The 26,190-nt window shown below is 63.7% G+C and carries 26 protein-coding genes; 14 read left to right on the top strand and 12 right to left on the bottom strand.

What is annotated here, in order from left to right; all coding sequences use genetic code 11:
• Positions 1-234 precede the first annotated feature (234 nt).
• On the top strand, positions 235-2,007 hold the full coding sequence (locus tag IV500_RS13400; protein ID WP_376770209.1) for a DEAD/DEAH box helicase: 1,773 nt from the start codon (positions 235-237) through the stop codon (positions 2,005-2,007).
• Positions 2,008-2,083: 76 nt separating this feature from the next.
• Here the strand turns inward: IV500_RS13400 and IV500_RS13395 are convergent, their stop codons facing one another.
• Positions 2,084-2,932, bottom strand: a complete 849-nt coding sequence (locus IV500_RS13395) for a PHP domain-containing protein (RefSeq protein WP_196397307.1) — start codon at positions 2,930-2,932, stop codon at positions 2,084-2,086.
• A 120-nt stretch (positions 2,933-3,052) separates the two neighbouring features.
• Here IV500_RS13395 and IV500_RS13390 point away from each other — a divergent pair, with 120 nt between their 5' ends.
• Positions 3,053-4,645, top strand: coding sequence for an aminopeptidase P family protein (locus IV500_RS13390; protein ID WP_196397306.1), 1,593 nt, complete (start codon positions 3,053-3,055; stop codon positions 4,643-4,645).
• A gap of 192 nt (positions 4,646-4,837) precedes the next feature.
• On the opposite strand, the gene IV500_RS13385 is transcribed toward IV500_RS13390, so the two are convergent.
• Entirely contained in the window at positions 4,838-5,851 is a 1,014-nt protein-coding gene (locus IV500_RS13385) for a YflT domain-containing protein (protein WP_196397305.1), read from the bottom strand.
• Positions 5,852-6,119: 268 nt separating this feature from the next.
• On the opposite strand from IV500_RS13385, the gene IV500_RS13380 reads away from it, so the two are divergent.
• The 3 genes from IV500_RS13380 to IV500_RS13370 are packed head-to-tail and all read left to right on the top strand — an operon-like array spanning position 6,120 to position 9,199.
• Positions 6,120-7,403 (top strand): magnesium transporter MgtE N-terminal domain-containing protein, encoded by a 1,284-nt coding sequence (locus tag IV500_RS13380; protein ID WP_196397304.1) that lies wholly within the window; start codon positions 6,120-6,122, stop codon positions 7,401-7,403.
• Positions 7,396-8,019: a DUF1003 domain-containing protein gene (locus tag IV500_RS13375; protein ID WP_230854931.1), complete on the top strand. Its 624-nt coding sequence runs from the start codon at positions 7,396-7,398 to the stop codon at positions 8,017-8,019. The genes IV500_RS13380 and IV500_RS13375 overlap by 8 nt, the downstream gene beginning before the upstream one ends.
• Position 8,020: 1 nt before the next feature.
• Positions 8,021-9,199 (top strand): Mrp/NBP35 family ATP-binding protein, encoded by a 1,179-nt coding sequence (locus IV500_RS13370; protein ID WP_196397303.1) that lies wholly within the window; start codon positions 8,021-8,023, stop codon positions 9,197-9,199.
• A gap of 53 nt (positions 9,200-9,252) precedes the next feature.
• On the opposite strand, the gene IV500_RS13365 is transcribed toward IV500_RS13370, so the two are convergent.
• A complete protein-coding gene (locus IV500_RS13365) occupies positions 9,253-9,711 on the bottom strand; it encodes a twin-arginine translocase TatA/TatE family subunit (RefSeq protein ID WP_196397302.1) in 459 nt (152 codons plus the stop codon).
• 75 nt (positions 9,712-9,786) lie between these two features.
• Positions 9,787-10,509, bottom strand: a complete 723-nt coding sequence (gene sigE / locus IV500_RS13360; protein ID WP_196397301.1) for an RNA polymerase sigma factor SigE — start codon at positions 10,507-10,509, stop codon at positions 9,787-9,789.
• A gap of 309 nt (positions 10,510-10,818) precedes the next feature.
• Between sigE and IV500_RS13355 the strand changes: the two genes are divergently transcribed.
• On the top strand, positions 10,819-11,451 hold the full coding sequence (locus tag IV500_RS13355; protein WP_196397300.1) for an O-methyltransferase: 633 nt from the start codon (positions 10,819-10,821) through the stop codon (positions 11,449-11,451).
• A 113-nt stretch (positions 11,452-11,564) separates the two neighbouring features.
• Positions 11,565-13,226: a S53 family peptidase gene (locus IV500_RS13350; RefSeq protein ID WP_196397299.1), complete on the top strand. Its 1,662-nt coding sequence runs from the start codon at positions 11,565-11,567 to the stop codon at positions 13,224-13,226.
• Positions 13,227-13,229: 3 nt separating this feature from the next.
• On the opposite strand, the gene IV500_RS13345 is transcribed toward IV500_RS13350, so the two are convergent.
• From IV500_RS13345 to IV500_RS13325, 5 genes are all read right to left on the bottom strand, one after another.
• Positions 13,230-13,397: a DUF3117 domain-containing protein gene (locus IV500_RS13345; protein ID WP_196397298.1), complete on the bottom strand. Its 168-nt coding sequence runs from the start codon at positions 13,395-13,397 to the stop codon at positions 13,230-13,232.
• A gap of 216 nt (positions 13,398-13,613) precedes the next feature.
• Positions 13,614-14,876, bottom strand: coding sequence for a hypothetical protein (locus tag IV500_RS13340; RefSeq protein ID WP_230854930.1), 1,263 nt, complete (start codon positions 14,874-14,876; stop codon positions 13,614-13,616).
• Entirely contained in the window at positions 14,869-15,453 is a 585-nt protein-coding gene (locus IV500_RS13335; protein ID WP_312875925.1) for a DNA-3-methyladenine glycosylase I, read from the bottom strand. The genes IV500_RS13340 and IV500_RS13335 overlap by 8 nt, the downstream gene beginning before the upstream one ends.
• Positions 15,450-15,818: a DivIVA domain-containing protein gene (locus tag IV500_RS13330; protein WP_196397297.1), complete on the bottom strand. Its 369-nt coding sequence runs from the start codon at positions 15,816-15,818 to the stop codon at positions 15,450-15,452. The genes IV500_RS13335 and IV500_RS13330 overlap by 4 nt, the downstream gene beginning before the upstream one ends.
• A gap of 70 nt (positions 15,819-15,888) precedes the next feature.
• Positions 15,889-16,650: an LOG family protein gene (locus tag IV500_RS13325; protein WP_196397296.1), complete on the bottom strand. Its 762-nt coding sequence runs from the start codon at positions 16,648-16,650 to the stop codon at positions 15,889-15,891.
• Positions 16,651-16,774: 124 nt separating this feature from the next.
• On the opposite strand from IV500_RS13325, the gene IV500_RS13320 reads away from it, so the two are divergent.
• From IV500_RS13320 to IV500_RS13305, 4 genes are all read left to right on the top strand, one after another.
• Positions 16,775-17,530: an amino acid ABC transporter ATP-binding protein gene (locus tag IV500_RS13320; RefSeq protein ID WP_196397295.1), complete on the top strand. Its 756-nt coding sequence runs from the start codon at positions 16,775-16,777 to the stop codon at positions 17,528-17,530.
• A gap of 168 nt (positions 17,531-17,698) precedes the next feature.
• Positions 17,699-18,613 carry a glutamate ABC transporter substrate-binding protein gene (locus IV500_RS13315; RefSeq protein WP_196397294.1) on the top strand — a complete coding sequence of 305 codons (915 nt, stop codon included), beginning with the start codon at positions 17,699-17,701 and terminating at the stop codon, positions 18,611-18,613.
• A 94-nt stretch (positions 18,614-18,707) separates the two neighbouring features.
• The gene (locus IV500_RS13310; protein ID WP_196397293.1) at positions 18,708-19,358 is read left to right on the top strand and encodes an amino acid ABC transporter permease; all 651 of its coding nucleotides are present in this window, start codon (positions 18,708-18,710) and stop codon (positions 19,356-19,358) included.
• Positions 19,355-20,233 carry an amino acid ABC transporter permease gene (locus IV500_RS13305; protein ID WP_196397292.1) on the top strand — a complete coding sequence of 293 codons (879 nt, stop codon included), beginning with the start codon at positions 19,355-19,357 and terminating at the stop codon, positions 20,231-20,233. The genes IV500_RS13310 and IV500_RS13305 overlap by 4 nt, the downstream gene beginning before the upstream one ends.
• A gap of 6 nt (positions 20,234-20,239) precedes the next feature.
• On the opposite strand, the gene dapE is transcribed toward IV500_RS13305, so the two are convergent.
• Positions 20,240-21,403, bottom strand: coding sequence for a succinyl-diaminopimelate desuccinylase (gene dapE, locus IV500_RS13300; RefSeq protein ID WP_196397291.1), 1,164 nt, complete (start codon positions 21,401-21,403; stop codon positions 20,240-20,242).
• 177 nt (positions 21,404-21,580) lie between these two features.
• Between dapE and dapD the strand changes: the two genes are divergently transcribed.
• Both dapD and IV500_RS13290 read left to right on the top strand, forming a co-directional pair.
• On the top strand, positions 21,581-22,633 hold the full coding sequence (dapD, locus tag IV500_RS13295) for a 2,3,4,5-tetrahydropyridine-2,6-dicarboxylate N-succinyltransferase (protein WP_196397290.1): 1,053 nt from the start codon (positions 21,581-21,583) through the stop codon (positions 22,631-22,633).
• Between the two features lie 38 nt (positions 22,634-22,671).
• Positions 22,672-23,538: a hypothetical protein gene (locus tag IV500_RS13290; protein ID WP_196397289.1), complete on the top strand. Its 867-nt coding sequence runs from the start codon at positions 22,672-22,674 to the stop codon at positions 23,536-23,538.
• A gap of 32 nt (positions 23,539-23,570) precedes the next feature.
• Here IV500_RS13290 and IV500_RS13285 read toward each other — a convergent pair whose 3' ends face one another.
• Positions 23,571-24,182: a hypothetical protein gene (locus tag IV500_RS13285; protein ID WP_196397288.1), complete on the bottom strand. Its 612-nt coding sequence runs from the start codon at positions 24,180-24,182 to the stop codon at positions 23,571-23,573.
• A 49-nt stretch (positions 24,183-24,231) separates the two neighbouring features.
• On the bottom strand, positions 24,232-24,921 hold the full coding sequence (locus IV500_RS13280) for a TetR/AcrR family transcriptional regulator (RefSeq protein ID WP_196397287.1): 690 nt from the start codon (positions 24,919-24,921) through the stop codon (positions 24,232-24,234).
• Positions 24,922-24,996: 75 nt separating this feature from the next.
• Here IV500_RS13280 and galE point away from each other — a divergent pair, with 75 nt between their 5' ends.
• The gene (gene galE / locus IV500_RS13275; protein ID WP_196397286.1) at positions 24,997-26,076 is read left to right on the top strand and encodes a UDP-glucose 4-epimerase GalE; all 1,080 of its coding nucleotides are present in this window, start codon (positions 24,997-24,999) and stop codon (positions 26,074-26,076) included.
• Positions 26,077-26,190: the final 114 nt, after the last annotated feature.

Genomic DNA, 26,190 nt, shown 5'->3' with positions numbered 1-26,190 from the left:
GATGCCCGGTCGTTGATTGTTTCCTTTTCGAAAGTTCTCTCAAGCCCGCCCCTACGCGATCTTATGATGTCAGCGCTGCGCAGGAAAACTGCAGCGGCAGCCGGCAAGCAGTTGTTAGCCCGCGATCGGCTTCCGCTGGAAGTGCCGCCTCTGGCTCCGTTCGACCCACACCGGGCCGGCGTCGAAGCCTTGGTTTGCGGCACCTGAATAGACGAATTGAACGGTAAAAACACTGTGAAGACTGATACCACGAACATCGACGGCGAAACCCAGTTGCGTGCGGATAACACCGACGACGAGCTCACCGTCGAGGCAACATTGACCACCACTGCGGAACCGCACCAGCAAGTGCCGCAGACTTTCGCCGACTTCAACGTCCGCGAGGACATTGTTGCCTCGCTCACCGCAGCCGGCATCACTCACCCTTTCCCGATCCAGTCCATGACGCTGCCGATCGCGCTGGCCGGCCATGACATCATCGGCCAGGCGAAGACCGGTACCGGCAAGACCCTTGGCTTCGGCATTCCGGCGCTGCAGCGCGTGGTTGCCCCGAAGGACCCGGGGTACGACAAGCTGCCCACCCCAGGCGCCCCGCAGGCCATGGTGATTGTGCCGACCCGTGAACTGGCTGTCCAGGTGGCCAACGACCTGGCGACAGCGTCGCGGCAGCGGGGTGCGCGGATCGCTACGATCTACGGTGGCCGCGCCTACGAGCCGCAGATCGAATCCCTGCACAAGGGCGTGGAGGTGGTGGTCGGCACTCCCGGACGCCTGATTGATCTGTACAAGCAAAAGCATCTGAACCTCAAGAGCGTCAAAATCGTCGTGCTGGACGAGGCAGACGAAATGCTGGATCTGGGCTTCCTGCCCGACGTCGAAACGCTGATCGCCGGCACTCCCGCCGTCCGCCAGACGCTGCTGTTCTCCGCCACAATGCCCGGCGCTGTCGTCGCCATGGCCCGGCGGTACATGACGCAGCCCACCCACATCCGCGCCGCCGACCCGGATGACGAGGGCCTGACCAAGCGCGACATCCGCCAGCTGATTTACCGGGCGCACAGCATGGACAAGGCCGAGGTAGTGGCACGAATTCTGCAGGCCCGCGGACGCGGCCGGACCATTATCTTCACCAAGACCAAGCGCACCGCCGCGAAGGTCGCCGATGAGCTCATTGACCGCGGTTTTGCCGCCGCCGCCATTCATGGAGACCTGGGCCAGGGCGCGCGCGAGCAGGCCCTGCGTGCCTTCCGCAACAACAAGGTCGATGTGCTCGTGGCCACCGATGTTGCCGCCCGCGGCATTGACGTAGATGACGTCACGCACGTAATCAATTACCAGTGCGTTGAGGACGAAAAGATCTATCTCCACCGGGTGGGCCGCACCGGCCGGGCCGGCAATAAGGGCACCGCGGTGACCTTCGTGGACTGGGACGATATGCCGCGCTGGGCCCTGATTAACAAGGCGCTGGGCCTGAACGTTCCTGAGCCGGTGGAGACGTATTCCTCCTCGCCGCACCTCTACGAAGACCTGGATATCCCCGAGGGTACCAAGGGCCGGCTGCCGCGGAACCAGCGCACGCATGCCGGAATCAATGCCGAGGTCCTCGAAGACCTGGGCGAGACGGGCAAACGCAATACAGCACCCCACGCCGGCGGGCGCGACGGCGGCCGTACGAGCGGGCGCGACGGCGGCCGGAAGTCCGACGCCGACGGCCGATCCGGCGGGCGCACTTCCAGCGAACGTTCAACCGACAGGGCGCGCACATCCGGAGGCGAGGGACAACGCAGCAGTTCCCGCACGGGCTCGGCAGGCAGCGGTGCGGAACGCAGCCGCCGTCGCCCGTCCACAGAAGCTCCTGCCGCCGCAACCAGCGGTCCCGTCACTACGACGGCAGTCAACGACGCGGACGGCTCCGCCCAGCCGGCACGCCCCCGGCGCAACCGCAGCCGCACCCGCCGGCGCAACGGTGAGGTCGTTGCGGGTGCCGAAACGTCCGCCGCGGAGTAGCACCAAACCCAACGAAGTGACGCTGCTGGCCCCCACACTGCAGGGCCAGCAGCGTCATTGAGCTAAGCCGCAGCAGCTAAGGGCGAATGACCGGTGAGCCGCTGGCAAGCTCTTCGATCCTGGCCAGTACGTGCGCAGCAGTGAGGTTTTCCCCCAGCAGGTTGGGCTTCCCCGCACCGTGGTAATCCGAGGACCCTGTCATCAGCAGACCGCGCCGCGCCGCCAGCGCCCGGAGCCAAACCCGCCCCTGCTCCGGATTATCCCGGTGGTCCACCTCGACTCCCAGCAGACCGGCGTCGATCATCTCCTCGAACGTCTGGTCCGCAACCACGCGGCCCCGGGCCGATGCGACCGGATGCGCAAAAACCGGTACTCCCCCGGCCGCCCGCACCAGCTCAATCGCCAGTATCGGGTCCGGCGCATAATGCGAGACGTAGTATCGCGAATGGGAGGAGAGAATACTTCTAAAAGCCTCGGTCCTGTCTTCGACGATTCCGGCGGCCACCAGGGCGTCGGCAATGTGTGGCCGGCCCACCGTGGCACCCGGTGCAATATGCTGCGTGACGTCGTCCCAATTCAGCGGATAATCCTCAGCCAGCCGCTCCACGAGGCGCGTTGCCCGCGACAGGCGGGCATCCTTGGCCTTGGTGATTTCCTCGAGCAGACCGGGATGGGATGGATCATGGAGGTAGGAGAGCAAATGAACGCTGATGCCCTCGGCCGTCCGGCAGGACACCTCCATGCCCGGGACCAGCACCACCCCAACCTCCCGTGCTGCCGCGGCTGCTTCCCCCCAGCCTCCGGTGGAATCATGATCGGTCAGCGCCAGCACATCCAGGGCCGCGTCTTTGGCCGCAGCCAGCAAAACGGCCGGTGGCTGGGTTCCGTCCGAAACATTGGAATGGGTATGCAGATCGATCCTCACCCTCACAGCCTACGTCCGGCTGCTCCCGCGTGCGTGCACTCAAGACGGACTGAGCCGGCCGGCTCAGCTGCGAGGAACCGCCGGTGGCCGGAGGCCGGGGCGCGGTGAGAGACTAAAGGGGTGAATGAGTCCCAGCAGAGCACCCCAGAGTCCGCATCCGCACAACAGCCCCTTGAGGACCGCGTGAACAACCGGTCCCAGAAGCCTCAATCGGAAGCTTTCCGCGCTTTTATGGCCAGTAATTGGGCGCCGGCCCCGCTCACCGTGCCGGAGCGTGCGGAGGTCGCAGACCATGCCGCGCGCCGCCGTCGTGCCGTGTCTGTGCAGTTCCCGGGCGAGCGCTTGGCGATCCCGGCGGGCCCGTTGAAAGTCCGCTCCAACGACACCGATTACCGCTTCCGCCCGCATTCGGGGTTCGCGCACCTTACGGGTCTGGGCGTGGATCACGAACCGGACGCTGTGCTGGTCATGGAGCCGACGGACGAAGGCGCCGGCGACGACGGCGGCAACCACCATGCGACGCTGTACTTCCGCCCGCTGGCCGGCCGGGACACCACACAGTTTTATGCCGACGCCCGCTCGGGGGAATTCTGGATCGGCCCGCGGCCGACACTGGAGGAATTCGCCGCGCGATTGGCACTGGCCACAGCACACCTTGATGAACTGGAAATTGCCGTTACCAAGAACGTTGGGGAGCCTTCCGTTGGCGGCGTTTCCGTCCGCCTGGTCCGCAAGGTGGATGAGAACATTGACGCCCTTGTTGACACCGCACGGTACAACACGGCAAAGGACCCAGAGCAGCTGGATCTGAGCGCCCTGGATGCCCTCGACGACAAGCTCGCAGAGGCACTTTCCGAGCTGCGGCTGATTAAGGATGACTGGGAAGTGCGGCAGATGGAGCTCGCGGTCGCAGCGACCGTTGCCGGCTTTGAGGAAATCGTTAAGGCGCTTCCCCGCGCCATCACCCATGCCCGCGGTGAACGCGTGGTGGAGGGCGCATTCTTTGCCCGCGCACGGGAGGAAGGTAATGAACTCGGTTACGACACCATTGCCGCGGCGGGCAATAACGCCACCATTCTGCACTGGACCCGCAACACCGGCTCGGTCAGGGCCGGTGAACTGATCCTGGTGGATGCGGGGGTCGAGGCTGACTCACTCTACACAGCCGACGTCACGCGTACGGTTCCCGTGAACGGCAAATACACCGAAACCCAGCGCAAGGTTTACCAGGCCGTCCTGGACGCTGCCGATGCCGCCTTCGCCGTCGCCGTCCCGGGGCGCAGGTTCCGCGACGTCCACACCGCCGCCATGGAGGTCCTTGCGTCGCGGTTGGAAGAGTGGGGCCTGCTGCCGGTCTCCGCGGAAGTCGCGCTCTCTGATGAAGGCCAGCACCACCGGCGCTGGATGCCGCACGGCACCAGCCATCACCTTGGCCTCGATGTGCACGACTGCGCCCAGGCCAAGCGGGACCTCTACCTGGACGGCATCATTGCCGAAGGGATGATCTTCACCATTGAACCGGGTCTGTACTTCAAGGAAGAAGATCTGGGAATCGGCGCCGAATACCGCGGTATCGGTGTCCGGATCGAGGACGACATCCTGATCACCGCCGAGGGTCCGGTCAACCTGAGCGAGGCACTGCCGCGCACGCCGGACGAGGTCGAATCCTGGATGGCCGGCATCTACGGCGCGGAAGCTGCCGCCAACAGCTGACCTCCCGGCCAAGGCACGCAGCCCTGCCCGGACCAGTACGACGACGACGACGGCGACCCGCATCGAAAGGTGCGGGTCGCCGTCGTACGTACTGGGCCACTAATACAAGGGCCAGGCCATGAAAAACGGGGGCAGAGTCCCGGCCTGACGGGAACGCCCCGGCTTCGCACGACCGGTTTCGCGCTGCCCCCGCTACCTGTCGGCAGGGGGCACAGGCTGCCGGGAATCTTCGGCAGGAACGTCCGCGGGGTCCTGCTGCGGAACAGGGGGTGCCTGCGGGGGCTGCGCGGCCGGCTCCGATGATGGGACTTCCGCGGCCTGTGGGGCTTCCGGGGAGGGCGGGACCTCCGCGGCGGGCGGGTTCTCCGGGTTCTGCGGCAGGCGGATGCCGTACTGAGGACGGCCGTCGGGCAGGTCGGAATAGGTGCCGGGAGTCTTTCCCGAGGGGGCAACCACGGCCCCTTCTACGGGCGCCTCGTTCCCGGGGCCGCCCTGGCTGTTGCCTGGCTTACTCTGGCCTGTTTCGCCGGACGCGCCGTAAGGGTCGGTCCACCCATTCGGCCGGGCCGGCGGAGTCGGCGTCGGCTGATTCTGACCCGGGTAGTTCTGACCGGGGTAGCTCTGCCCCGGCTGGTTGGGCGCGGCCGGCTGGTTGGGCGCAGCCGGTGGCTGATAAGTCCGGGCAGCCTGAGCCGGAAGCGCCGCGCCCTTGCTCATCGGGAGCTGGGAGAGCAGCCGGCGCGCCTCGGAGGACACGTCCGGGGCAACAATAACGTCATAGCTGGAAGCAAGAACCTGGCTGGTGGACGTGAAGTCCCGCTTGCCGCGCTGCATCGCATAGCTGGCAATACCGAACAGCATCCAGAAGGCGGCGCCCATCAGGATCGAGGTCATCAAGGAAACCCCGCCGCTGGCCGAGCCGGGGCCAAAAAAGGAGAGCAGTACGCCAACGAAAAGTCCGAACCAGGCACCCGTCAAAGCGCCGGAGAGCGCCACGCGGGGGTAGCTGAGCTTGCCGGTGACCCGTTCCACCATTTTCAGATCATTGCCGACAATCGAGACCTGTTGAACGGGGAATTTATGGTCCGCGAGGTAATCCACTGCCTTCTGGGCATCAAGGTAGGAGGTGTAAGAGCCTACGGTGTCTCCGACGGGCACAGCACGAGCTGAGTCCACGCCGCGGGTGCGTCCAAAAAGGTTTGCCATACTCCATTGTCTCCCATGATCCTGACGGCGCGCAGGGATATCGCTGGCAGTGAACCCGCACCCGCTCGTACACCCGCTCGTGCACCCGCTCGTGCACCCGCTGGGGCACCCGCTCGTGCACCCGCTCGTGCACCCGCTCGTACACCCGCTCCCGCCCCCCCCCCCCCCCCCCGTTCCCGTCCCTGCCGGGCGCCGCGAAAACTGAAAGCAAACGCCACATCCGGCCCGGAATTCCCGCAATCGGCGGCCCGCGACGTAGCCTGTACTAGTGAGCACCAATCCCTCGCGCGTCTTTGTTGCGCGCCTTCTCGGACTCGACGTTTTCGACCCGCTGGGTGACCGGCTGGGGCGGCTGCGTGACGTCGTCGTGCTTGCCCGCGGTGTCACCGGCGCACCGCACGCCGTTGGCATCGTCGTCGAGGTTCCCGGCAAGAAGCGTGTTTTTGTGCCAATGACCCGGGTGACGTCCATGGAGCAAACGCAGATCATCTGCACCGGGCTGGTCAATCTGCGCCGCTTTGACCAGCGCGGCGCAGAGATGCTGGTGGTAGGTGAGCTCTTTGACCGCAAGGTGACGCTGACCGACGGCACCGGGGACGCGGTCGTGGAGGACATCGCCCTCGAAGAGCAGCGCAACGGGGACTGGCTGATCCGCCAGCTGTTCGTCCGCCGCGGATCCTCCACCTCCAGGCTGCGGGGCCTGCGCCGCGGGCACACCATGTTGATCGACTGGTCGGATGCGAACCAGGGCGAGAATACCGAGCCGCAGGGCGCCGGGCAGTTTGTTGCCACGCACGAGGACCTCAAGCCCGCGGACTTTGCCGACGCACTGCAGGAAATGTCGGACAAGCGGCGCATCGAAGTCGCCAGCGAGCTCCAGGATGAGCGGCTGGCCGACGTGCTGCAGGAGCTCCCCGAGGAAGATCAGGTACAGCTGCTCTCCGCACTGGACAATGAGCGCGCAGCGGACGTGCTGGAGGAAATGGATCCTGACGACGCCGCGGACCTGCTCGCTGATCTGTCTCCGGCGAAGGCGGAGCAACTGCTGGCGTTGATGAATCCCGACGACGCCGACGACGTCCGCAGGTTGCTGCAGTACGACGACGACACGGCCGGCGGTCTGATGACGCCGGTACCGGTGATCCTCCCGCCCGAAGCGACGGTAGCCGAGGCGCTGGCGCATGTGCGCAGCGAGGAGCTCTCCCCCGCGCTGGCGTCCGCTATTTTCATCTGCCGGCCACCGCTGGAAACACCCACGGGTCGATTCCTGGGCGTGGTGCATATCCAGCAGCTGCTGCGCAGTGCCCCGCCTGAACAGCTCGGAAGCATTGTGGACACCATGCTGGAGCCCGTTTCGGACCACGCGAGTGTCAGCGAAGTCAGCCACACAATGGCCTCCTACAACCTCAACTCGCTGCCGGTGGTTAATAAGGCCGGCCGCTTGGTAGGGGCGGTGACTGTTGACGACCTCTTGGACCATCTGCTCCCGGACGACTGGCGAACCCACGACGACGGCGCCCCGATCAGAAAACCAGGAGGCCGCCTTGGCTGAGAAGCACCCCACCAAGCTCGGCGGTCTGGACACCCCCCGCGAGCTGCGTTCCCGGATGCTGCCCAATTTCGCCAGCGATCCGGACACCTTCGGCCGCTTTGCCGAGCGCTTCGCACGCTATATGGGCACCGCGAACTTCCTGCTCTACATGACAATTTTCGTCATCGTCTGGATCGCATTCAACGTGGTGGGGCTTTTCGGTCTCAAATGGGATCCGTACCCTTTTATCCTGCTGAACCTGTTCTTCTCCACTCAGGCCTCCTACGCCGCACCGCTGATCCTGCTGGCGCAGAACCGGCAGGATGACCGGGACCGCGTCACCATTGAGCAGGACCGCGCCCGCGACGAGCGCAACCTCGCAGACACGGAATACCTCACCCGCGAGGTGGCGGCCCTGCGGATATCGCTGCGCGAAGTAGCCACCCGCGACTTTGTCCGTTCCGAGCTGCGGTCACTGCTGGAGGAGCTGTTGACGGCCCAGGATCACGAGGTGGATGCCGAGGCCCAACCGGTCCGGGAAAGTTCCCGGGACAGCAAGGGCTCCCCGAAAACTACCGCACTTCCACGCATCCAGGCCGGCAGGAACCCCGGCACACGGTCCAGGTCAGGAAACTAAGATGGCGCCAGTTGAAGGTTTCACGACGTCCGGAAATGGGATTGGACCATCGGTTGCCGCGCTGCATGCCGCGCTGGCATCAGTGATCGATCCGGAGCTGCGGCGCCCGATCACCGACCTTGGCATGGTTAAAGAGGTAACAGCCGACGACGACGGCCGGGTACACGCCGTTGTCCTGCTCACTATCGCGGGCTGCCCGATGCGCGACACCATCCGCGCCGATGCCGCCCGGGCGCTTGCCGGTGTCGACGGGGTGACCGACGTTGAGGTGGAGCTGACCGCGATGACGGTGGCGCAACGGCAGGCGCTCAAGGAACAACTCCAGGGACCCGGCGGAACCCGCGGCATTGTTTTTAACGAACCCGGCTCCCTCACCCGCGTCTATGCCGTTGCCAGCGGCAAGGGCGGCGTGGGCAAGTCAAGTGTCACGGTGAATCTGGCCTGCGCTATGGCCGCCAAGGGCCTGCGGGTCGGCATCGTAGACGCCGACATCTACGGCTTTTCCGTACCTGGCCTAATGGGATTGACGACGAACGGTGTTACGCAGAGTCCTACCCGCGTGGACGAGATGATCCTGCCACCGGTGGCTTTCGGGGTCAAGGTCATCTCCATCGGGATGTTCATCACCGGGAACCAACCCGTCGCATGGCGCGGGCCGATGCTGCACCGGGCACTGGAACAGTTTCTGACCGACGTTTACTTCGGCGACCTTGACGTGCTGTTCCTGGATCTGCCCCCCGGCACGGGCGATGTGACGATTTCGGTCGCCCAATTACTGCCGAAGGCCGAGATCCTGGTGGTCACCACTCCACAGGCAGCGGCGGCCGAGGTGGCCGAGCGTGCCGGTGCTATTGCGCTGCAGACCGGTCAGAAAGTCGCGGGCGTGATCGAAAATATGTCATATCTGACGTTGCCGGACGGCAGCGCCATGGACCTGTTTGGCTCCGGCGGCGGCGGACTCCTGGCCCAAAGGCTGAGTCAGACCATGAACGCGCCGGTGCCGCTGCTGGGCCAGATCCCGCTGGAGATAGCGCTGCGCGAAGGCGGAGACAGCGGCGCACCAATAGTGCTGTCCACTCCGGATGCCGCCAGTGCGAGGGCTTTGCAGGGAATTGCAGACCGATTGGCTGTACGTCCGCGCGGGCTCGCCGGTCTCAAACTAGACGTCAGGCCCAGCTAGCGTGGACAGGTTTCGGGCTTCAGCGGACTTTTAGCTACAGCTGACTTTGGGTTTCAGGTGGCTTCAACATCGAAGGGAGCACGTTCTCCGGCGGCCAGCCGGTCAAGAACCCGGCCGTCAGCGGAGCCGGTACTGCCCGGACCACCCCACATGGGCGTGGATTCAGCGCTTTTCTGCAGGGACAGACTTTCCGATGCTGCCGTACCAAGTGCAGCCGCCGCCGGACCCGCTGCGCTGACGGGCTTGACCGGGGCATCGTCGTCGTCCATCAGCGCGTCGCGGATGATCCGGCGAGGATCGTACTGGCGCGGATCAAGCTTTTTCCAGTCGATCTCGTCAAGATCAAGGCCGGCCTCGTCCTTGATGGTTTCCCGCGCACCGGCAGCCATCCGGCGGACCTCGCGAATCAGATTCTTGAGCTTTTCAACGTATTCGGGCAACCGCTGAGGGCCGATCACCAGCACTGCCACAATGGCAATGATGAGCAGCTCCGGAGTATTGATTCCAAACACCCTAGGAAGATTACCCTCTCCGGCTCAATTGCGGCGACTTAGCGCCGCATAGCCTCCCGCGCCGGTTCTGCACGGCTAATGAATGCCGGCAATGCGCGGCAGCTTCAGCCTCGGCTTGGCAGCCTTCCGCGCGGAATCCATCTGTGCACCGGATGCGCCGGCGGGTGCACGGTGCGCCAGGGATTCACGCAGCATGGTCCTGCCGCGGTGGATGCGCGACCGCACCGTTCCAAGCTTTATCCCCAGCGCAGCGGCAACCTCATCGTAGGAAAGACCTTCCAGATCACAGAGCACCACGGCGGCACGGAAGTCCGGCGGCAGCGCCTCGAGCGCAGCCTGTACATCAATGTCCAGATTGTTGTATTCGAAGAGGCGTTCCGGGCCGGGTTCCCTGCCCGGCAGCCGCGTCTCGGCGTCCTCGCCCAGCGCGTCGAAACGAATCCGGCTTTTACGCCGTGCCTGGTCAAGGAAAAGGTTGGTGGTGATCCGGTGCAGCCAGCCGTCCAGGGTCCCCGGCTTGAAATTTGCCAGTGAACGGAAAACACGGACAAAAACTTCCTGCGTGAGGTCCTCGGCATCGTATCTGTTCCCGGTCAGCCGGTACGCCAGACGAAACACCTTCGCGGAATGGTTGGTGACGACCTCCTCCCAGGACGGTGCCACCCATTCGGGATCACCCGGGGACTCAAAATATCCCTGCTGCTCTACTGTTCCGCCGTCAGAGGTCCCGCCGGAAGTCCCGGACGCGGACGTCGATGCGACCGGTCCGTGTGCCGCAGCCGCTGCTATTGCAGTCATGGCCGCTCCTTTCTGTCCTTGCCCTCCCTTTTAAGCGGGGAGGCAGAGTCAAGCAAAAAACATGCCGCCGGAGGCTACCCTCCGGCAAAGACTCCGCCGGTGGCGGGGTCTCACTTGCTATTCGTTGCCGCTCCCCGGCCGGATGGTCCGCTGCCGTGTTTCGTCTGCCGGTAATATTCGACGAGTCTTAAGTATGCCAAATTAAGCTGGATAATCACTGACAGACTTACCCAGCGCGTAACAGGGCATTTTTCCGCCAGGCAGTAGGCTTGGATGCAATCCGTGCAACAGAGTAGGAAACCCAGAGTCATGAGTGCCGACAAGTCCACCAGCTGGTCCTATACCGAAGGCCTGCCGAACGAGGACGATGTTTTGCTGCGTGCCCGTGAGCGTTCCCATGAGCTTGGAATTTTTCCGGTCAGCCCCGGCGTCGGTTCAGCGCTCACCGTGCTTGCCGCCGCATCCAAGGCTCAAACGGCCGTGGAAATAGGAACAGGAGCCGGGGTCTCAGGGGTCTGCCTGCTGCGCGGGTTGAATCGACAGTCTGTCCTGACCACCATCGATGTCGACGTGGACCATCTCAAGGCTGCCCGTGAGGCCTTCGTCGAGTCCGGATCTCCCGCCAACCGCACGCGCACCATCTCTGGGCGGGCGGCGGACGTGTTGCCGCGGCTGACGGATTCCGCCTACGATCTGGTGTTCATCGACGCCGACAAACCCTCCTACCCGGGATACATCGAACAGGCCATCCGGCTACTCAAGCCCGGCGGTCTGCTGATCGTCAACGACGCGCTGGATAAAGACCGCGTCTCCGACCCTGCCATCCGCGACGCTGGAACAGTGGTCCTGCGTCAAGTAGGGAAAACTGTCCGGGAGGACGAACGGCTGATGAGTGCGCTGCTGCCTACCGGCGATGGACTGCTGCTGGCCGTCAAGCGCTAGGCTCCTCAGTCCTCGGACGGCGCGGTCCAGCAACACAGGCCCGGCAGGACCATCAAGCACTTCGGATCCCGATACCTCTTCTCCCTGTCTGTTCCCGGTGGTAAACCAGTTACATGAATACGCCACAGTCGGAGAACCAGGACACCCCCGCGCAGCCAGCAGACCCCGCCCAGCCTCCACAGACCGAACAGCCATTGGATCTGTGTGAGCTTCCCGGGAGCGAACGGACCGAGGTCAGGGGGGTGGCTCCGGCCGCGGAGCTGGCAGCGCTGCACTCTTCCGTCCAGGTTGACGCTACGCTCATCCTGCGGCGCCGGGCGGAGCCCGGCCAAGAGGCGTTCGCCACGCCGCTGAATCCTCAGCAACTCGCGGACGCGTTCGGTGCGGCGCCGGAGGATCTTGACCTCGTAATCTCAACGCTCACCTCGCTGGGGGCCACCGTGGTCGAATCCGACGGCCCTTCCCGGCGTGTCAGGGTCAGTGCCAGCGCCGGAGTCATGGACCGCATTTTCGGCACCCGGTTGAGGCAGAGTGACGTTGCGGAGGGCTCCGGCGGAACGCAGCGCCGCCGCACCGGCACATTGAGCGTCCCCGCCAATCTGGACGGCATAGTGACAGCTGTGCTCGGGCTCGACGACAGGCCGCAATCCCGTACGCTCTTTCGGATAGTGCCGGCCGCCGCGCAGTCGGTATCCTACACACCGCTGGATCTGGGCCGCGTGTATAAGTTTCCCATCGGCTACGACGGGTCCGGCCAGAGAATCGCCATCATCGAACTCGGTGGCGGCTATCAGCAGAGCGACCTGGATACGTATTTCGGGGACCTCGGAATCGCTGCCCCCGTGGTCCGCGCGGTCGGAGTCGATGGAGCGGACAATCGCCCCGGCCAAGACCCAGCAGGGGCTGATGGAGAAGTCATGCTGGACATTGAAGTCGCAGGCGCGCTGGCACCCGGGGCAGAAATTATCGTCTATTTCGCCCCTAATACGGATGCCGGTTTCCTCAACGCCCTCAGCGCTGCTTCCCACGCAGTCCCTGCGCCTGCCGCCATCAGCATCAGCTGGGGACAAAGCGAAGACGCCTGGACCGGGCAGGCGCGCAATGCCATGGATCAGGCGATGCAGGATGCGGCGATTCTGGGCGTTAGCGTGACGGCAGCGGCGGGCGACGACGGCAGCACCGACCGTGCGACGGACAAGAAGGCGCATGTGGACTTCCCGGCCTCCAGCCCGCACGCGCTGGCCTGCGGCGGGACCCGTTTGGATGCGACCCCGGCCACCGGTGCCGTGAAGTCCGAAACGGTGTGGAATAATGGCGCTTCCGGCGGCGCCACCGGCGGAGGCGTCAGTACAGCCTTCGGACTTCCGCTGTGGCAGGGCAGCGCAGGTGTCCCGGCTCCGGACGGGAAGAGCGGACGTGGAGTTCCGGATGTCTCCGCAGTCGCAGATCCGCAGACGGGGTACCGTGTCCGAGTGGATGGCCACGATATGGTGATCGGCGGGACCAGCGCCGTGGCACCATTGTGGGCTGCCCTGATCGCCCGGCTGGCGCAGGCAGCCGGACGCGGATTGGGTCTGCTGCAGCCGGCCCTCTACGGTAAAGCCAGCCAGGGTACGGTCCCGGCTGGCTTCCGGGATATCACCAGCGGAGACAACGGTGCGTTTACTGCCGGACCCGGGTGGGACGCGTGCACCGGGCTGGGCGTCCCGGACGGTTCAACCCTGTTGACAGTACTGTTGAAAGCGTTGATCCCGGATGGAGGGGCGGCCGCCTAGCGATTACTCCGTTGCGCCCGTCAGGCATTCCTTGAGGTTGACGGCCTCGGCGACCTTGAGTTCTACCACCAGGCGTCCTCCGCCTTCGAGTGGAACCCGCATAATCAGGCTGCGCCCCTCTTTTGTAACTTCCATTGGACCGTCGCCGGTTCTGGGTTTCATCGCCGCCATAAGGAATTTCCCTTCACATATTGCGGACGATGGTCTCTTGGCAGATCCCCCGACCGCGAGGTAACGTCGACTGCACGGCCGTAAGAAGGTCCGTGCAACCGGGGCAATCTTCGGCTGCCCTGTTGTTTCGCTCACACCATTATCCTGCAGAAATGGGTCCGGTGCTAATCGCAGCGCCGCGCGACGGCGTGCGCCCGCACCGCCCGGGGCGCGCCTCTACGGCGGATAGTCCCCTCCGCCGGGCAACTCCGCCCAGGACCACAACCACGCGACCCAGACAATCTGCAGCAGGATGAACAGGACCAGGATAGTGCCGCGGTACGCCCGCGAACGTGAGACGAAAGCGGCTGCAAGGGCCAACGGAAACAGTGGCAGCAGCATGCGGAAAGTGCTCGTCTGCGGCTGTAGGACCGCCAGGATGTAGCCGAAGTACCCAATGCACCACAACCGTAAATCGCTGCCGATGTTCCGCACGGCGCGTGAGCCCATGTACAACGCGAACAACAGCACCAGGACCAAGGGCGCCAGCGGTCCCAGCACCGGGCCGAAGAGTTGCCGCCCGGTGTCCAACCATGGAGTGAAAAGCTCGAGTGCAGTGCCGCGCCACGCAGTCTCGGTGTCCGTGTAGGCCGTCGGCTGACCTGTCGCAGCCCAAGCGATCAATGGCCAAGCAAACGCCGCCAACGCACTGACGAGCAACAGCGCCATACCGCTGAGCAGCTCGGCGGTCCGGAACTGGACGGTTCTTCGACGCAGAAACCGGAACAGCAGATGCGCTCCGACGACGGCTGCAAACGGAACGCCCGCCGGACGGCTCAGGCACATCAGCACGACGACCGGCATCGCCCACAGATAGCGCTGCCGGACCAACAGATACAGCGCCGCCGCCAAGAGCAACAAGCTCAGGGATTCAGCGTAGGGCACCTGCAGGACAGGAGAGACGGGGAAGGTAACGAAGAAGACGATGCCCCACGTCGCCGTCGAGGTTGAGGCAAAGCGGCGAAAGAGCCGGTAGATCAGTAAGGACGCAGCCAAACCGGCCGCCAGCGAGAGGGCCGGAGCCAGCACCAGCCAGCCGAGCGACGTAATAGCGCTCAGCCCACGGACCAAAAACGGATACAGCGGGTAAAACGCCCATGAATTTTCCCGCGCCACGCCGGCTGCGTCCCGGGGAATGACACGCGGATATCCATTGTCAAAGACGTCCCGGTACCACGTGCTGTCCCAGATTCCGACAAAGTGCAGGTAATCCGGATGCGCACCGCCCCAGGGGCTGATCCCCTGATGCAGCGAGACGGCTTCAAAAATACAATATGAAACAAACCTTGCCGCCAGATAAATCACCGCAATGCGGATCCACCACGGCCACCGCCGGGCGGTGTCAGCTCCGCGCAGCAGGCGTTGCCATAAGACATCGTTTAGTGTCACCGCGGTTCCCGAGCCGGCGGCTACTGGCTCGGACGTTTCGGGCTCAGGCATCTCCACGAACCCAACAACCAGCCAGATGGTCGTTGACCAGCCCTATTGCCTGCATCATCGCGTAGGCCGTGGTGGGGCCAACAAACCGGAAACCGCGCTTTTTCAGCGCAACAGCCAGGGCAGCGGATTCCACGGTTGACGATGGCACAGCTGGCCCTGGCCCGGTAGGCGAAGCGGCCTTCGGGGCAAATGAATGCACAAGGCCGGCGAGCGTTTCCCCGTCCGGGAGGTTCTCCACCGCTCGCGCGTTGGAAATGGTTGCGCGGATCTTGGCGCCATTACGGACGATCCCCGCATCACTGAGCAGGCGCTGGACGTCAGCTTCATCGAACGCCGCCACGGCAGCGGGCTCAAAATTGCTGAAGGCGCTTCGGAAAGCTTCACGCTTACGCAAAATGGTAATCCAGCTCAACCCCGACTGGAACGCTTCCAGGCTGAGCCGCTCGAACACATCGCGCTCACCAGTGACCGGTCGGCCCCACTCCTGGTCATGGTAACGCTCATAGTCCGCATTGGAACTCATACCGGCCCACCCGCAGCGTGCTTTACCGTCCGCTCCGACAATCAGGGCGCTCACGGTGCGCTGTCCTCGGGTGGCTTCGCTTCCAGCGCGGCGATCCGCGCATCCTTGGCCGCGAGCTGGTCCCGCAGCCGATCCAGGACGTCGTCAACCTGATCCATCCGATAGCCCCGCAAACCCAGCGAAAACCGCAGTCTGTCCACATCTTCGGGTTCCGGGATTTCCGGCAGCAGCACTGGCGGCAGATTGGCCACGGGCGCGGTAAACCCGTCCTGACCCGCGGCGCGCTCCCCGGCCGTCGAGTCACCGGGTGTCGAGTCACCGGCAGTCGAGTCACCGGGGGCAGGCTTGGCCAGCCCGACGACGTACAAAGCCACGGCCCCGGCCACCACAATGGCCAGAAAGATCAGGAAATAAGTCACTGACCCATGGTGCCAGATCCGGCTGGATCCTGACCGGTCTGCAGACACTACAGGCGATGCAGGTCGTGCCCTAGCGCCGGCCGGTCACGCCGCCGGCCAGCATCATGTTCACGGCTTCCTCAGCGGAGTCCGCCAATGCAACGATGTTCAGGTCTTTCGACGACACCAGTCCATCGGCCACCAACCTGCTGGAGATCCACTCCAGCAGCGGGCCCCAAAAATCTTTGCCGATCAGGACAATGGGAAACGAGGTGACTTTGTGTGTCTGCACCAGCACCATGGCTTCGAAAAGCTCGTCCAGTGTCCCTAGCCCGCCGGGCAGCACTATGAAGCCTTGCGCATATTTCACGAACATGGTTTTCCGGGCGAAAAAATATCGGAAATTAATGCCCAGATCCACCCAGTCGTTCATCCCCTGTTCGAAAGGCAACTCAATGCCAAGCCCCACCGAGAGCCCGCCTGCCTCGCAGGCTCCCCTGTTGGCAGCCTCCATCGAACCAGGGCCGCCACCGGTGATCACACCGATTCCGGCTTCGGCCAGTCTGCGGCCGACTTCGACGCCCATCTCATAGTGGATACTTCCCGGCTTGGTACGCGCCGATCCGAACACACTCACGGCCGGGCCAACGTTCGCCAAGGCACCGAACCCCTCGACGAATTCGCTTTGAATGCGCATCACGCGCCACGGATCGGTGTGCGTGAAGTCCCCGCCATTGCGTGAATCCAGCAAACGCGAGTCTGCCGTGGAGCCGTGCGCCTGGTCACGGCGGAGCTCGACGGGGCCCTTGCGGCGTGGAGACCTGTGGCGGTTCGATTCGGTTGGTGCGCTCATTCCCTAAGGCTATGCCACCATCAGCACGGCCCGGTGCCGTGTTTTAGGTCTCTTTCGAGTTACGATCGAAGCCAGTACACCCACAAACCTCCAACCGGCTGGGAAGATTAGGTAGATTCTCCTTATGACAAGTGAAGCTGCTGCGCCTGCGCTCGTGGAACTGACCGCGGTTAATAAGCACTACGGTTCGTTGCACGTTCTGCAGGACATTAATCTGCAGGTCAAAAGAGGCGAAGTCGTTGTCGTCATCGGCCCTTCGGGTTCCGGAAAGTCAACCCTGTGCCGGGCAATAAACCGCTTGGAGACGATCGACGACGGCGAGATCCGGATTGACGGCAAGAAACTTCCCGCCGAGGGCAAGGAACTGGCCCGGCTGCGTGCCGACGTCGGCATGGTTTTCCAGTCCTTTAACCTCTTCGCTCACAAGACCATTCTGGAAAACGTGACGCTCGGCCCGATCAAGGTCAAGGGCCTGTCGAAAGCGGAAGCGGACCGGCAGGCAATGGAGTTACTGGAACGTGTCGGCGTCGGACATCAGGCGCAGAAGCTGCCCGCCCAGCTTTCCGGCGGGCAGCAGCAGCGTGTCGCGATCGCGCGGGCGCTGGCGATGAAACCCAAGGTCATGCTCTTTGACGAGCCGACGTCGGCGCTGGACCCGGAAATGATCAATGAAGTCCTCGATGTCATGGTCGGTCTGGCCAAAGACGGGATGACGATGATCGTTGTCACCCACGAGATGGGCTTTGCCCGCAAGGCCGCGGACAGGGTCGTCTTCATGTCCGACGGCCAGATCATCGAAGACAGCCAGCCAGAGGAATTCTTCACCCATCCCAAGAGTGAACGTGCCAAGGACTTCCTCTCGAAGATCCTCACGCACTGACGCGGCCCGATGCAGCACGTGACAACCGGACCTCAGCAAGCGGAGCCGGCAGCCGTGCACGGGCCCCGCTCCACCACTCCTCATCCAGCCGCCTGCGTTCAGCCGTGTGGCGGCAGCAATGATCTCGCATCCAGGCCGCAGTTGCGGCCGAACAACGAAAGGAACATCATGAAGGCATTCTTTGCCAAAAAGCGGCTGGGGGCCGCAGCCGTTATCGCGGCGGCAGCATTGGCGCTGTCCGCCTGCGGCGGCGGTTCGGGGGACGCCGGCGCAAGCGGCTCGGGGGCCGACGCCGGGTCCGGCCCTTCCTTTGCCGTCGCCAAGGACGTCAGCCTCACCGGCAGCCCGACCTTCGATAAGATTAAGTCCAGCGGCACTGTCCGCGTCGGTGTCAAGCAGGATCAGCCCGGACTCGGGTTCAAGGATGCCGCCACCGGCGAATACACCGGGTTCGACATCGAGATCGCCGAGTGGGTTGCCGCATCGTTGGGCGTGGCCAAGGACAAAATCGAGTTCAAGCCTATCCCCTCGGCGAGCCGTGAATCGGCCATCACCAATGGCGACATCGACTACTACGTCGGCACGTACTCCATCACGGACAAGCGCAAGCAGCTGATCGACTTCGCCGGCCCGTACTTCGTCACGGGCCAGGGCCTGCTGGTGAAGAAGGACAACACCACTATCAAGAGTGAGAAGGACCTCGCCGGCAAGAACGTTTGCTCGGCTACCGGATCAACTCCGATCCAGAACATCAAGGCAAACTTCCCGGATACGAAGACCACGGAATTTGATACCTACTCCAAGTGCATCGAGGCACTCCGCGGTGGCCAGGTTGACGCAGTCACCACTGACCAGGCCATTCTGATCGGCTATGCCGCCCAGGAACCGGATACCTTCAAGGTGGTTGGCGAGCCGTTCACCACCGAAAAGTACGGCGTCGGCCTCCCCAAGGGTGACACCGCGCTGCGCACGTTCATCAACAAGATGTTCACCGACGGTTCAGACACCTGGACGAAGATCTACAACGATACGCTCGGCAAGTCCGGGACCAAGGTGGAACAGCCCAAGGTCGACCAGTACTAAATCCCTGATTGATAACCGGTGGTCCCGGCCGCATGCAGCGGCCGGGACCACCGGTTCCACCAGAACCGGACGGAATTGAAGAAGACAGGGCATTGTGGACACACTTACCGAAAACCTCGAGCTGTTCACGACGGGGTTTAAGAACACCGGGATACTTTTCATTGTCTCGGCTTTTTTTGCCTTAATACTCGGCACCGTCGTCGCGGCGATGCGCGTCTCCCCCGTTCCTGCCATGCGGGGCGCCGGAACACTGTACGTCAATACCGTTCGCAATATGCCGCTGACGGTAATCCTGGCGTTCTTTGCCCTGGGCTACCCCAAGCTTGGGCTGGTACCGGTTAACTTCATTACCGCGGCCATCATCGGGCTTTCCCTCTACACCGCCACTTACGTGGCTGAGGCGATACGCTCCGGCATTAACACGGTTCCGGTCGGCCAGGCTGAGGCGGCCCGGGCGATTGGCCTGCCGTTCATGCAGTCCCTGACACTGGTAATTCTCCCGCAGGCGTTCCGCTCCGTTATCCCCCCGCTGTTTAACGTTTTCATCGCCCTGCTGAAAAACACGACCGTTGCGGCGGGATTTTCCGTTTTGGAGGCCGGCGCCATTCGGGCGAATCTCAGTGAACGCGGCTTCCCCGCACTCACCGGGCTGCTCTGGGTAGCCCTCATTTTTGTCATCCTGGTCATCGGCGTCCTGTCCCCGCTGCAGCGCTATTTCGAGAATAAATGGAGGGTCGCACGATGACCTCGATTCTTTTTGATGCCCCCGGGCCCCGCGCCCGCTCCCGCAATGTGGTCCTGAGCGTCGTCACCGCGCTGGTGGTGCTGGCCATTATCGGTTTCATCATCCTGCGCTTTACCGAAAGCGGCCAGTTCACTGCCGCAAAGTGGAAGATTTTCACCTTCCCGCTGGTCCAGCAGACCATCGTGTCCAGTATTGGGGTCACGCTGCAGGCCTTCGCGGCCGCCGCCGTCGGCAGTCTGCTGTTCGGCGTCATCCTCGCCTTTGGGCGTCTTTCCGATCACCGCTGGATCAGCCTTCCGTGCTATTGGGTGACCGAACTGCTCCGCGCCGTCCCGGTCCTGATCATGATGATGATCCTCTACTATGGCCTCCCTCCGCTGGGCGTGCACGGAATCACCCCGTTTACCGCCGTCGTCGTCGCCCTCATTGCCTACAACGGATCCGTGCTCGCAGAGGTATTCCGCGCAGGGATTGAGTCGCTGCCCAAGGGGCAAAAGGAAGCCGGATTCGCCATCGGGCTCTCCAAGGGCAAGGTGCAGCGGCTGATCCTGCTGCCGCAGGCTGTGCGCGCCATGCTGCCGGTCATCATCGCCCAGCTGGTGGTCATTCTCAAGGACACAGCGCTGGGCTTTATCATCACGTTCAATGAAATCCTGTTCCAGGCCAATTACTTCGGCACGCAGGCCCAGTATGGATCTCCCGTACTTCCGGCATTGATGGTCGCCGGAGCTACTTACATTGTGCTGTGCCTGCTGCTCTCCGGAATCGCCAAGTGGCTCGAATGGCGCCTGCGCCGCGGACCGAAGTCGCTCAAGACGGCGACGCCCATCAATCTGGACATGGGCGCGGGCGCTGGTCTCTCTGCCGGCAGCTAGCGCCCGCTAGGACAGCCAACCGACAAGAGCCTCCAGGCAGGTCCTAATGTCGCCTGCGCGTACGTGTTCGTCATCGCTATGCGCCAGCAGCGGATCCCCGGGCCCAAAATTCACCGCCGGAATGCCCAGCGCGCTGAGCCGTGCCACGTCCGTCCAGCCGTATTTTGGTTTGGGCTCAGCGCCGACGGCGGCAACAAAGCCGGCGGCGAGCGGATGGTTCAGCCCCGGGCGCGCGCCAGCGGCAGCGTCCGTGCGGACAACGTCGAATCCGGCCAATACCGCGCGAACGACGGCCTCGGCCTGATCGGGGGTCTTGTCCGGGGAAAACCGGTAATTGATCTCCACCACGCACGCGTCGGGGATGACGTTTCCGGCCGTACCACCGGTAATCCGGACTGCGTTGAGGCCCTCCCTGTAATCCAATCCATCTACAGTGACCGTTTCCGGTTGGTAATTCCGCAAGCGGGCCAGAATCTCTGCTGCAGCATGGATGGCATTTTCCCCCATCCATGCGCGCGCCGAGTGTGCCGCTTTGCCCCGCGTACTGGCCTCGAGGCGGATGGTCCCATTGCAGCCGCCCTCGACGGTACCGTTGGTCGGTTCGAGCAGGATACCAAAATCAGCACGAAACCACTGCGGGTGGTCCCGAATTAGCCGGCCCAGACCGCTCCTGGATGCCTCTACCTCTTCGTGATCATAGAAAATGAAGGTCACGTCCTTGGCAGGTTCCGTCACCGCCGCTGCGATGGCGAGCTGGACGGCCACTCCGCCCTTCATATCCGTGGTCCCACGGCCAAAGAGCACGGCATCTTCATCCGGTTCGCCCGGGGAACGGTCCGTGTGTCCGCCGTCCGGCACGCCGCCATCCGGCTTTCCCCCGTCCCGCACGCCGCCGTCCCAACTGGACGGAACGGTGCCGCGGGAGCCTGCCGCCGTCGGCAGCGGCACCGTATCCAGATGCCCGGCCAGAATGACGCGCTCGGGCCGTCCCAGCAGGGTCCGTGCCATGATCGAGTCGCCATTGCGCAGCACCTCAAGGTGCGGCAGCGCGCGCAGTGCGCCCTCTACAGCGTCGGCCAGCGGGCCTTCGCCGCCCGAAACGCTCCTAATGTCGATTAGATCAGCCGTCAAGCGGGCAACATCCTGCTGCAGGTCCAATGCGTGAGTCATGAACCAAGCCTAGTCAACCCCGCCTCGCACCCACCCCTGACATCGATTGTGCCGCACCCGTCCATTTCGCGTCTTTATTGAGCATCTCCTCCTTACTCGATGGAAGGGAACGGGATTCCGGGCTCCTAAGCCAGCACCGAGTCAGCTCAACGACCGGGCAACCGGTAAACTGAAGTTATGACTGAGACCGCCCCCGTGATGCCCACTGTCCCGCAGCAGCATGCCCGCTCGGAACGTACTGCCCACGGCTTCGGCCTGGCCACGGTCACGGACAGCGGAATCGTTCTGGACGTCTGGTTCCCGTCCCCGGCGCTGGGGTTCGCCGTCGGATCCCTTGGTGACGCACCGGAGGCCGATCCGGAGCTGAGTGCCCTCGGGGAGCTCGGGAACGATCCGGATCGCGGCGTTGGCCAGAAGGTGGTCTTTGCACAAATAGACCTGGACCAGGCCCCGGCGGATACCGCTGACGCGTACCTGCGCCTGCACCTGCTCTCGCACCGGCTGGCGGAACCTAACAGCATGAATCTGGACGGGATTTTCGGCAAACTTCCCACCGTCGTGTGGACCAACTTCGGCCCTGCAGCGCCCGAAGACTTCGAACTGACCCGGGCCAAGCTGCGTCGACGCGGCCCCGTGACGGTTTACGGGTTGGATAAATTCCCCCGGATGCTGGACTACGTCGTGCCCTCCGGCGTCCGGGTTGCGGACGCCGACCGGGTCAGACTCGGTGCATACCTGGCCGAGGGGACAACTGTAATGCACGAGGGTTTTGTGAACTTCAACGCCGGTACACGCGGTGAGTCGATGGTAGAGGGCCGGATTTCCGCCGGAGTGGTTGTTGGCAACGGCACCGACGTCGGCGGCGGCGCATCCATCATGGGCACCCTTTCCGGCGGCGGCAAGGAGAAAATCACCCTCGGAGAGCGCGTTCTCCTGGGCGCCAATTCCGGCGTGGGCATCAGCATCGGTGACGACTGCGTCGTCGAGGCCGGGCTGTACGTCACGGCCGGTACCCGGGTCCGCATGGTGCCGCCGCGGGACAACGACGGCGGCACCAACGACGGCGGCCGGAACGGTGACCGCGCAGAAACCCCGCGGATCGTCAAAGCAGCCGAGCTGTCCGGCGTGGCAAATCTCTTGTTCCGCCGGAACTCCGGGACCGGTGAGGTCGAGGCATTGCCTCGCCACGGGCAGAACGTGGAACTCAACGCAGCACTGCACGCCAACTGACGCAGTTCACAAACGTTGAACTGATCCGGATATAGAACATGAACCCACACCGTCTCCGGGCTGCCCTGATCTGGCTTCTCTCGATCGGCGTGGTCATTGTGCTGGTAGTGGCTGCCGTCCTCTGGGCCGTCAGCTTCTTCAAGCCCGGGCCAGCGCCGCTTTCGGTGGGGTGCACAGCATCCTCTGCCGGTGGTTCTTACCCGCTTGCGGTGGACCAAACTCAGAACGCGGCCCTGATTACCGCCATCTCCGTCCGCCGGGGTCTTCCGGCGCGAGCCGCTTCAATTGGACTTGCGGTGGCCTTACAGGAATCCAAGCTGCGCAACATCACGCACGGGGATTTGGACTCCTTGGGACTCTTCCAGCAACGTCCCTCGCAGGATTGGGGCACGGCAGAGGAAATACTCGATCCGGTTTACTCCACGAATGCTTTCTTTAACGTCCTCGTCACTGTCCGCGGGTATGAAACGCTGCCCATCACCGAGGCCGCGCAGAAGGTACAGCGTTCTGCCTACCCCGAGGCCTACGCACAGCGGGAGCCCCAGGGACGGGCCTTCGCATCTGCACTCACGGGACTCTCGCCCGCCGCTTTGGATTGCACACTAAATCCGGTCAGCGGCACAGGCGATCCGGCTGCGGTGCTCAGCGGGCTGCAGCTCGGCTTTGGATCAGTCCAAGGAACCAGCGACACTGACAGTCTCACTATCGGCGCGTCGGGCACAGCCGGCTGGAGCTATGCCCAATGGGCCGTCGCCAACGCGGCTGCACTGAAAATCACCAGCGTTACCTTCGCGGGCAAGAGCTGGATCAGGGCGGACGTCGACGGCGGCGTTAACAAGGGCTGGCAGGTTTCCGATGCCCCGTCAGACCAGGTCCGCATCACCGTCAGCGTTCCCAACCAGTAGCCGGACCTATGACCTCAGTCATCAGCCATCAGTCAGACCAGCAGTTCCACTACTGGCTGCACGTAGCTGCGGAAATTGACTTGGTCTTCCAACAGCTGCGAACTCATCAACAGCCGGTCCGGCTCAAGGAACCATGCCCGGGGCTCGGTCAGCGGCAATTCAATAATAGTCAGGGTGAAGTCGCGGGCGTTCCGGCCCAGCTCCATTTCCCGGTCCTCCACGAGCTGCGTGAGGATGTCCGTCATTCCCATGGTTTCCCGCCCGGCCGCGAGCAGTGTGTATTCACTTTGCCGCTCCCGCGTCCAGCTCATTGCGGTGCCGAAATGCGCCTGCAGAAGCCGCTGCAGCGCAGGCGTTCCGCTGAACGCCTGGAATTGAGGCGGCAGGAGCTCGGGGTGGCTGGTGGGGTGGCTGCGTAACAAAAGTTCCCACCAATCCTCCCATTCCCGTCGGAGCGAGGCCGTTCCGCCTACCCCGGCGGTCAACTGGTGCGGATCCGCCGCGCGGGCCGGAGGCCTGGTGGCGCACAGCGCAGGGTTTCCGGCCCCGGCCAGCGAGGCCGTGTCCCGCAGATACAGCGCTACCATCAGCGCCGCCGAAGTGTCCATGGTGATACGCCAGCCCGGGCCGCCGGTGTGATGCATTTGCCGCCCTTCCGCCCTGTGCCTTCACAACAAACCAAGAATACTCTTCTCAGCAGCTCTTCAGCGAGGCCAAATGGGTCTCAACCACGGTCCGGCTTAATTCTTCCGTGCTCCACCCCGGTTGCAGCAGCATGTGCAGGCACAGGCCGTCGATCAAGGCCAGCAGTCGCTCGGCCTCCAGCACGGGGTCCAGCTCCATCCGCGTTTCGGGCGCAGCGAGCAGCACCATAATGATCCGTCCCACCAGTATCGCCGTGCCACGGTAGCCGCCATCGGCCTCATCGCCGAGCACCCTGTCGGTTCGGGCCGCCGTCACGAAGGAAAGCCACACGCTCGACTCCAAGCGGCGTTCCTGATCCACCGGCAGGAGTTCCATCAGGACATCGACACACGCCGCCGCCGCCGGCCTCTTGCTGACCACCGGTCTAATGGCGTCCTGCCCAACAGCATCGTCCCCGTCAGCGTCCTGCCCAACGGCATAGTCCCCATCCTGCGCCGCTTCCAGCGCCATCACGCGCTTTTCCACTCGACCGCGGATCCGCGACGAGACGGTTCGGAATGCAAAGATCATCAGCTCGGACTGGTCCTGAAAGTAATGCCGGACCGAGCCCACCGCCAGTCCCGCTTCGGCGGCGACGGTACGCAGCGATGCGGACTCCAGACCGGATGCGGCAACAACGCGGAAGAGGGCCTGAGCCACCTCTTCCCGACGAACCAACGAATCTACAACCTTGGGCATAATCGTTTTTAGCACATCCGGACCAAATTACGTGGCACGACCGGACCATGATCAGCAGGCCGGTAGGCTGATGCCATGAAAGTTTTGGTTACCGGCGGGACCGGCTACATCGGCTCACACACAGTTCTCTGCCTTTTGGAGGCAGGCCACGAAGTGCTCGTGGTGGACAATCTGGTGAACTCCAGCGAGGAATCGCTCCGCCGGGTGCAGGACATCACCGCCAGGACCGCCGCCTTCCACGCCGTGGACCTGCTGGACGAACCCGCTTTACGTACGGTCTTCGCCCGAAACAGCGGCGAGGCCGGCTCGGAAAGCAGGATTGACGCCGTCGTCCATTTCGCGGGGCTGAAAGCCGTCGGGGAATCGGTCAGCCAGCCGCTGAAGTACTATCACAATAACGTCGCCGGCACCCTGAACCTGCTCCGGGTGATGGACGACTACGGTGTGCGGACGATGGTTTTCAGCTCTTCGGCCACGGTGTACGGCGAGAACAATGCCGTACCGTACGTGGAGAAGATGGAGATCGGGGCCAATAACCCATACGGCCGCACCAAGGAGCAGATCGAGGATGTGCTCAGCGACATCGGAGCCGCGGACAGCCGCTGGCACATCGCCCTGCTGCGGTACTTCAACCCCGTCGGCGCGCACGAATCCGGAATGATTGGCGAGGACCCGCTGGGCATTCCGAACAACCTGGTGCCCTTCATCGCCCAGGTCGCCGTCGGCCGGCGGGAGAAGCTAATGGTCTTCGGCGGCGACTATGACACCCCGGATGGAACCTGTCTGCGGGACTATATCCATGTGATGGATTTAGCCCAAGGGCACGTTGCCGCCGTCAGTTATGTGGCGCAGAAGACCGGGGTATTCCGCTGGAACCTGGGCTCCGGGATCGGCTCATCTGTCTTTGACGTCCTGCACGCGTTCGAACGCGCCGTGGGCCATGAGCTGCCCTATGAAGTAGCCGCACGCCGGCCCGGTGATCTTCCGGCGTTCTGGGCCGACCCGTCCGCCGCCTTAGCAGATCTGGGCTGGTCCACGACCAAAAAGCTCGATCAGATGTGCCAGGACCATTGGCGCTGGCAGAAGAACAATCCCACCGGTTACGACTCTCCGACCCCATCGACTGTGCCGCAGATGTCGGATACACGCCCCTAACGTGCAGTTGCGGCGCACTCGATGAAGAATGCGCTGAACGGACGACGGCGGCGGGGGGCCCAAAACAGGGAGGGGTGACACCCCCCCCCCGCGGATGGGGGGGGAAACACACCC

The sequence above is a fragment of the Arthrobacter terrae genome (assembly GCF_015708085.1).
Classification (GTDB): domain Bacteria; phylum Actinomycetota; class Actinomycetes; order Actinomycetales; family Micrococcaceae; genus Arthrobacter_M; species Arthrobacter_M terrae.
The sequence above is the reverse complement of the archived record's forward strand: the minus strand, read 5'-3'. Positions and strand labels throughout refer to the sequence as shown.

Excerpts from the sequence above, each read along its gene's own strand:
- IV500_RS13325 (WP_196397296.1), bottom strand. The coding sequence starts at position 16,650 with ATGAGCGCACCAACCGAATCGAACCGCCACAGGTCTCCACGCCGCAAG.
- IV500_RS13280 (WP_196397287.1), bottom strand. The coding sequence starts at position 24,921 with ATGCCCAAGGTTGTAGATTCGTTGGTTCGTCGGGAAGAGGTGGCTCAG.
- IV500_RS13345 (WP_196397298.1), bottom strand. The coding sequence starts at position 13,397 with ATGGCGGCGATGAAACCCAGAACCGGCGACGGTCCAATGGAAGTTACA.
- IV500_RS13355 (WP_196397300.1), top strand. The coding sequence starts at position 10,819 with ATGAGTGCCGACAAGTCCACCAGCTGGTCCTATACCGAAGGCCTGCCG.
- IV500_RS13320 (WP_196397295.1), top strand. The coding sequence starts at position 16,775 with ATGACAAGTGAAGCTGCTGCGCCTGCGCTCGTGGAACTGACCGCGGTT.
- sigE (WP_196397301.1), bottom strand. The coding sequence starts at position 10,509 with ATGACTGCAATAGCAGCGGCTGCGGCACACGGACCGGTCGCATCGACG.
- IV500_RS13315 (WP_196397294.1), top strand. The coding sequence starts at position 17,699 with ATGAAGGCATTCTTTGCCAAAAAGCGGCTGGGGGCCGCAGCCGTTATC.
- IV500_RS13340 (WP_230854930.1), bottom strand. The coding sequence starts at position 14,876 with ATGCCTGAGCCCGAAACGTCCGAGCCAGTAGCCGCCGGCTCGGGAACC.
- IV500_RS13385 (WP_196397305.1), bottom strand. The coding sequence starts at position 5,851 with ATGGCAAACCTTTTTGGACGCACCCGCGGCGTGGACTCAGCTCGTGCT.
- dapE (WP_196397291.1), bottom strand. The coding sequence starts at position 21,403 with ATGACTCACGCATTGGACCTGCAGCAGGATGTTGCCCGCTTGACGGCT.
- IV500_RS13285 (WP_196397288.1), bottom strand. The coding sequence starts at position 24,182 with ATGCATCACACCGGCGGCCCGGGCTGGCGTATCACCATGGACACTTCG.
- IV500_RS13305 (WP_196397292.1), top strand. The coding sequence starts at position 19,355 with ATGACCTCGATTCTTTTTGATGCCCCCGGGCCCCGCGCCCGCTCCCGC.
- IV500_RS13350 (WP_196397299.1), top strand. The coding sequence starts at position 11,565 with ATGAATACGCCACAGTCGGAGAACCAGGACACCCCCGCGCAGCCAGCA.
- IV500_RS13290 (WP_196397289.1), top strand. The coding sequence starts at position 22,672 with ATGAACCCACACCGTCTCCGGGCTGCCCTGATCTGGCTTCTCTCGATC.
- IV500_RS13370 (WP_196397303.1), top strand. The coding sequence starts at position 8,021 with ATGGCGCCAGTTGAAGGTTTCACGACGTCCGGAAATGGGATTGGACCA.
- dapD (WP_196397290.1), top strand. The coding sequence starts at position 21,581 with ATGACTGAGACCGCCCCCGTGATGCCCACTGTCCCGCAGCAGCATGCC.
- galE (WP_196397286.1), top strand. The coding sequence starts at position 24,997 with ATGAAAGTTTTGGTTACCGGCGGGACCGGCTACATCGGCTCACACACA.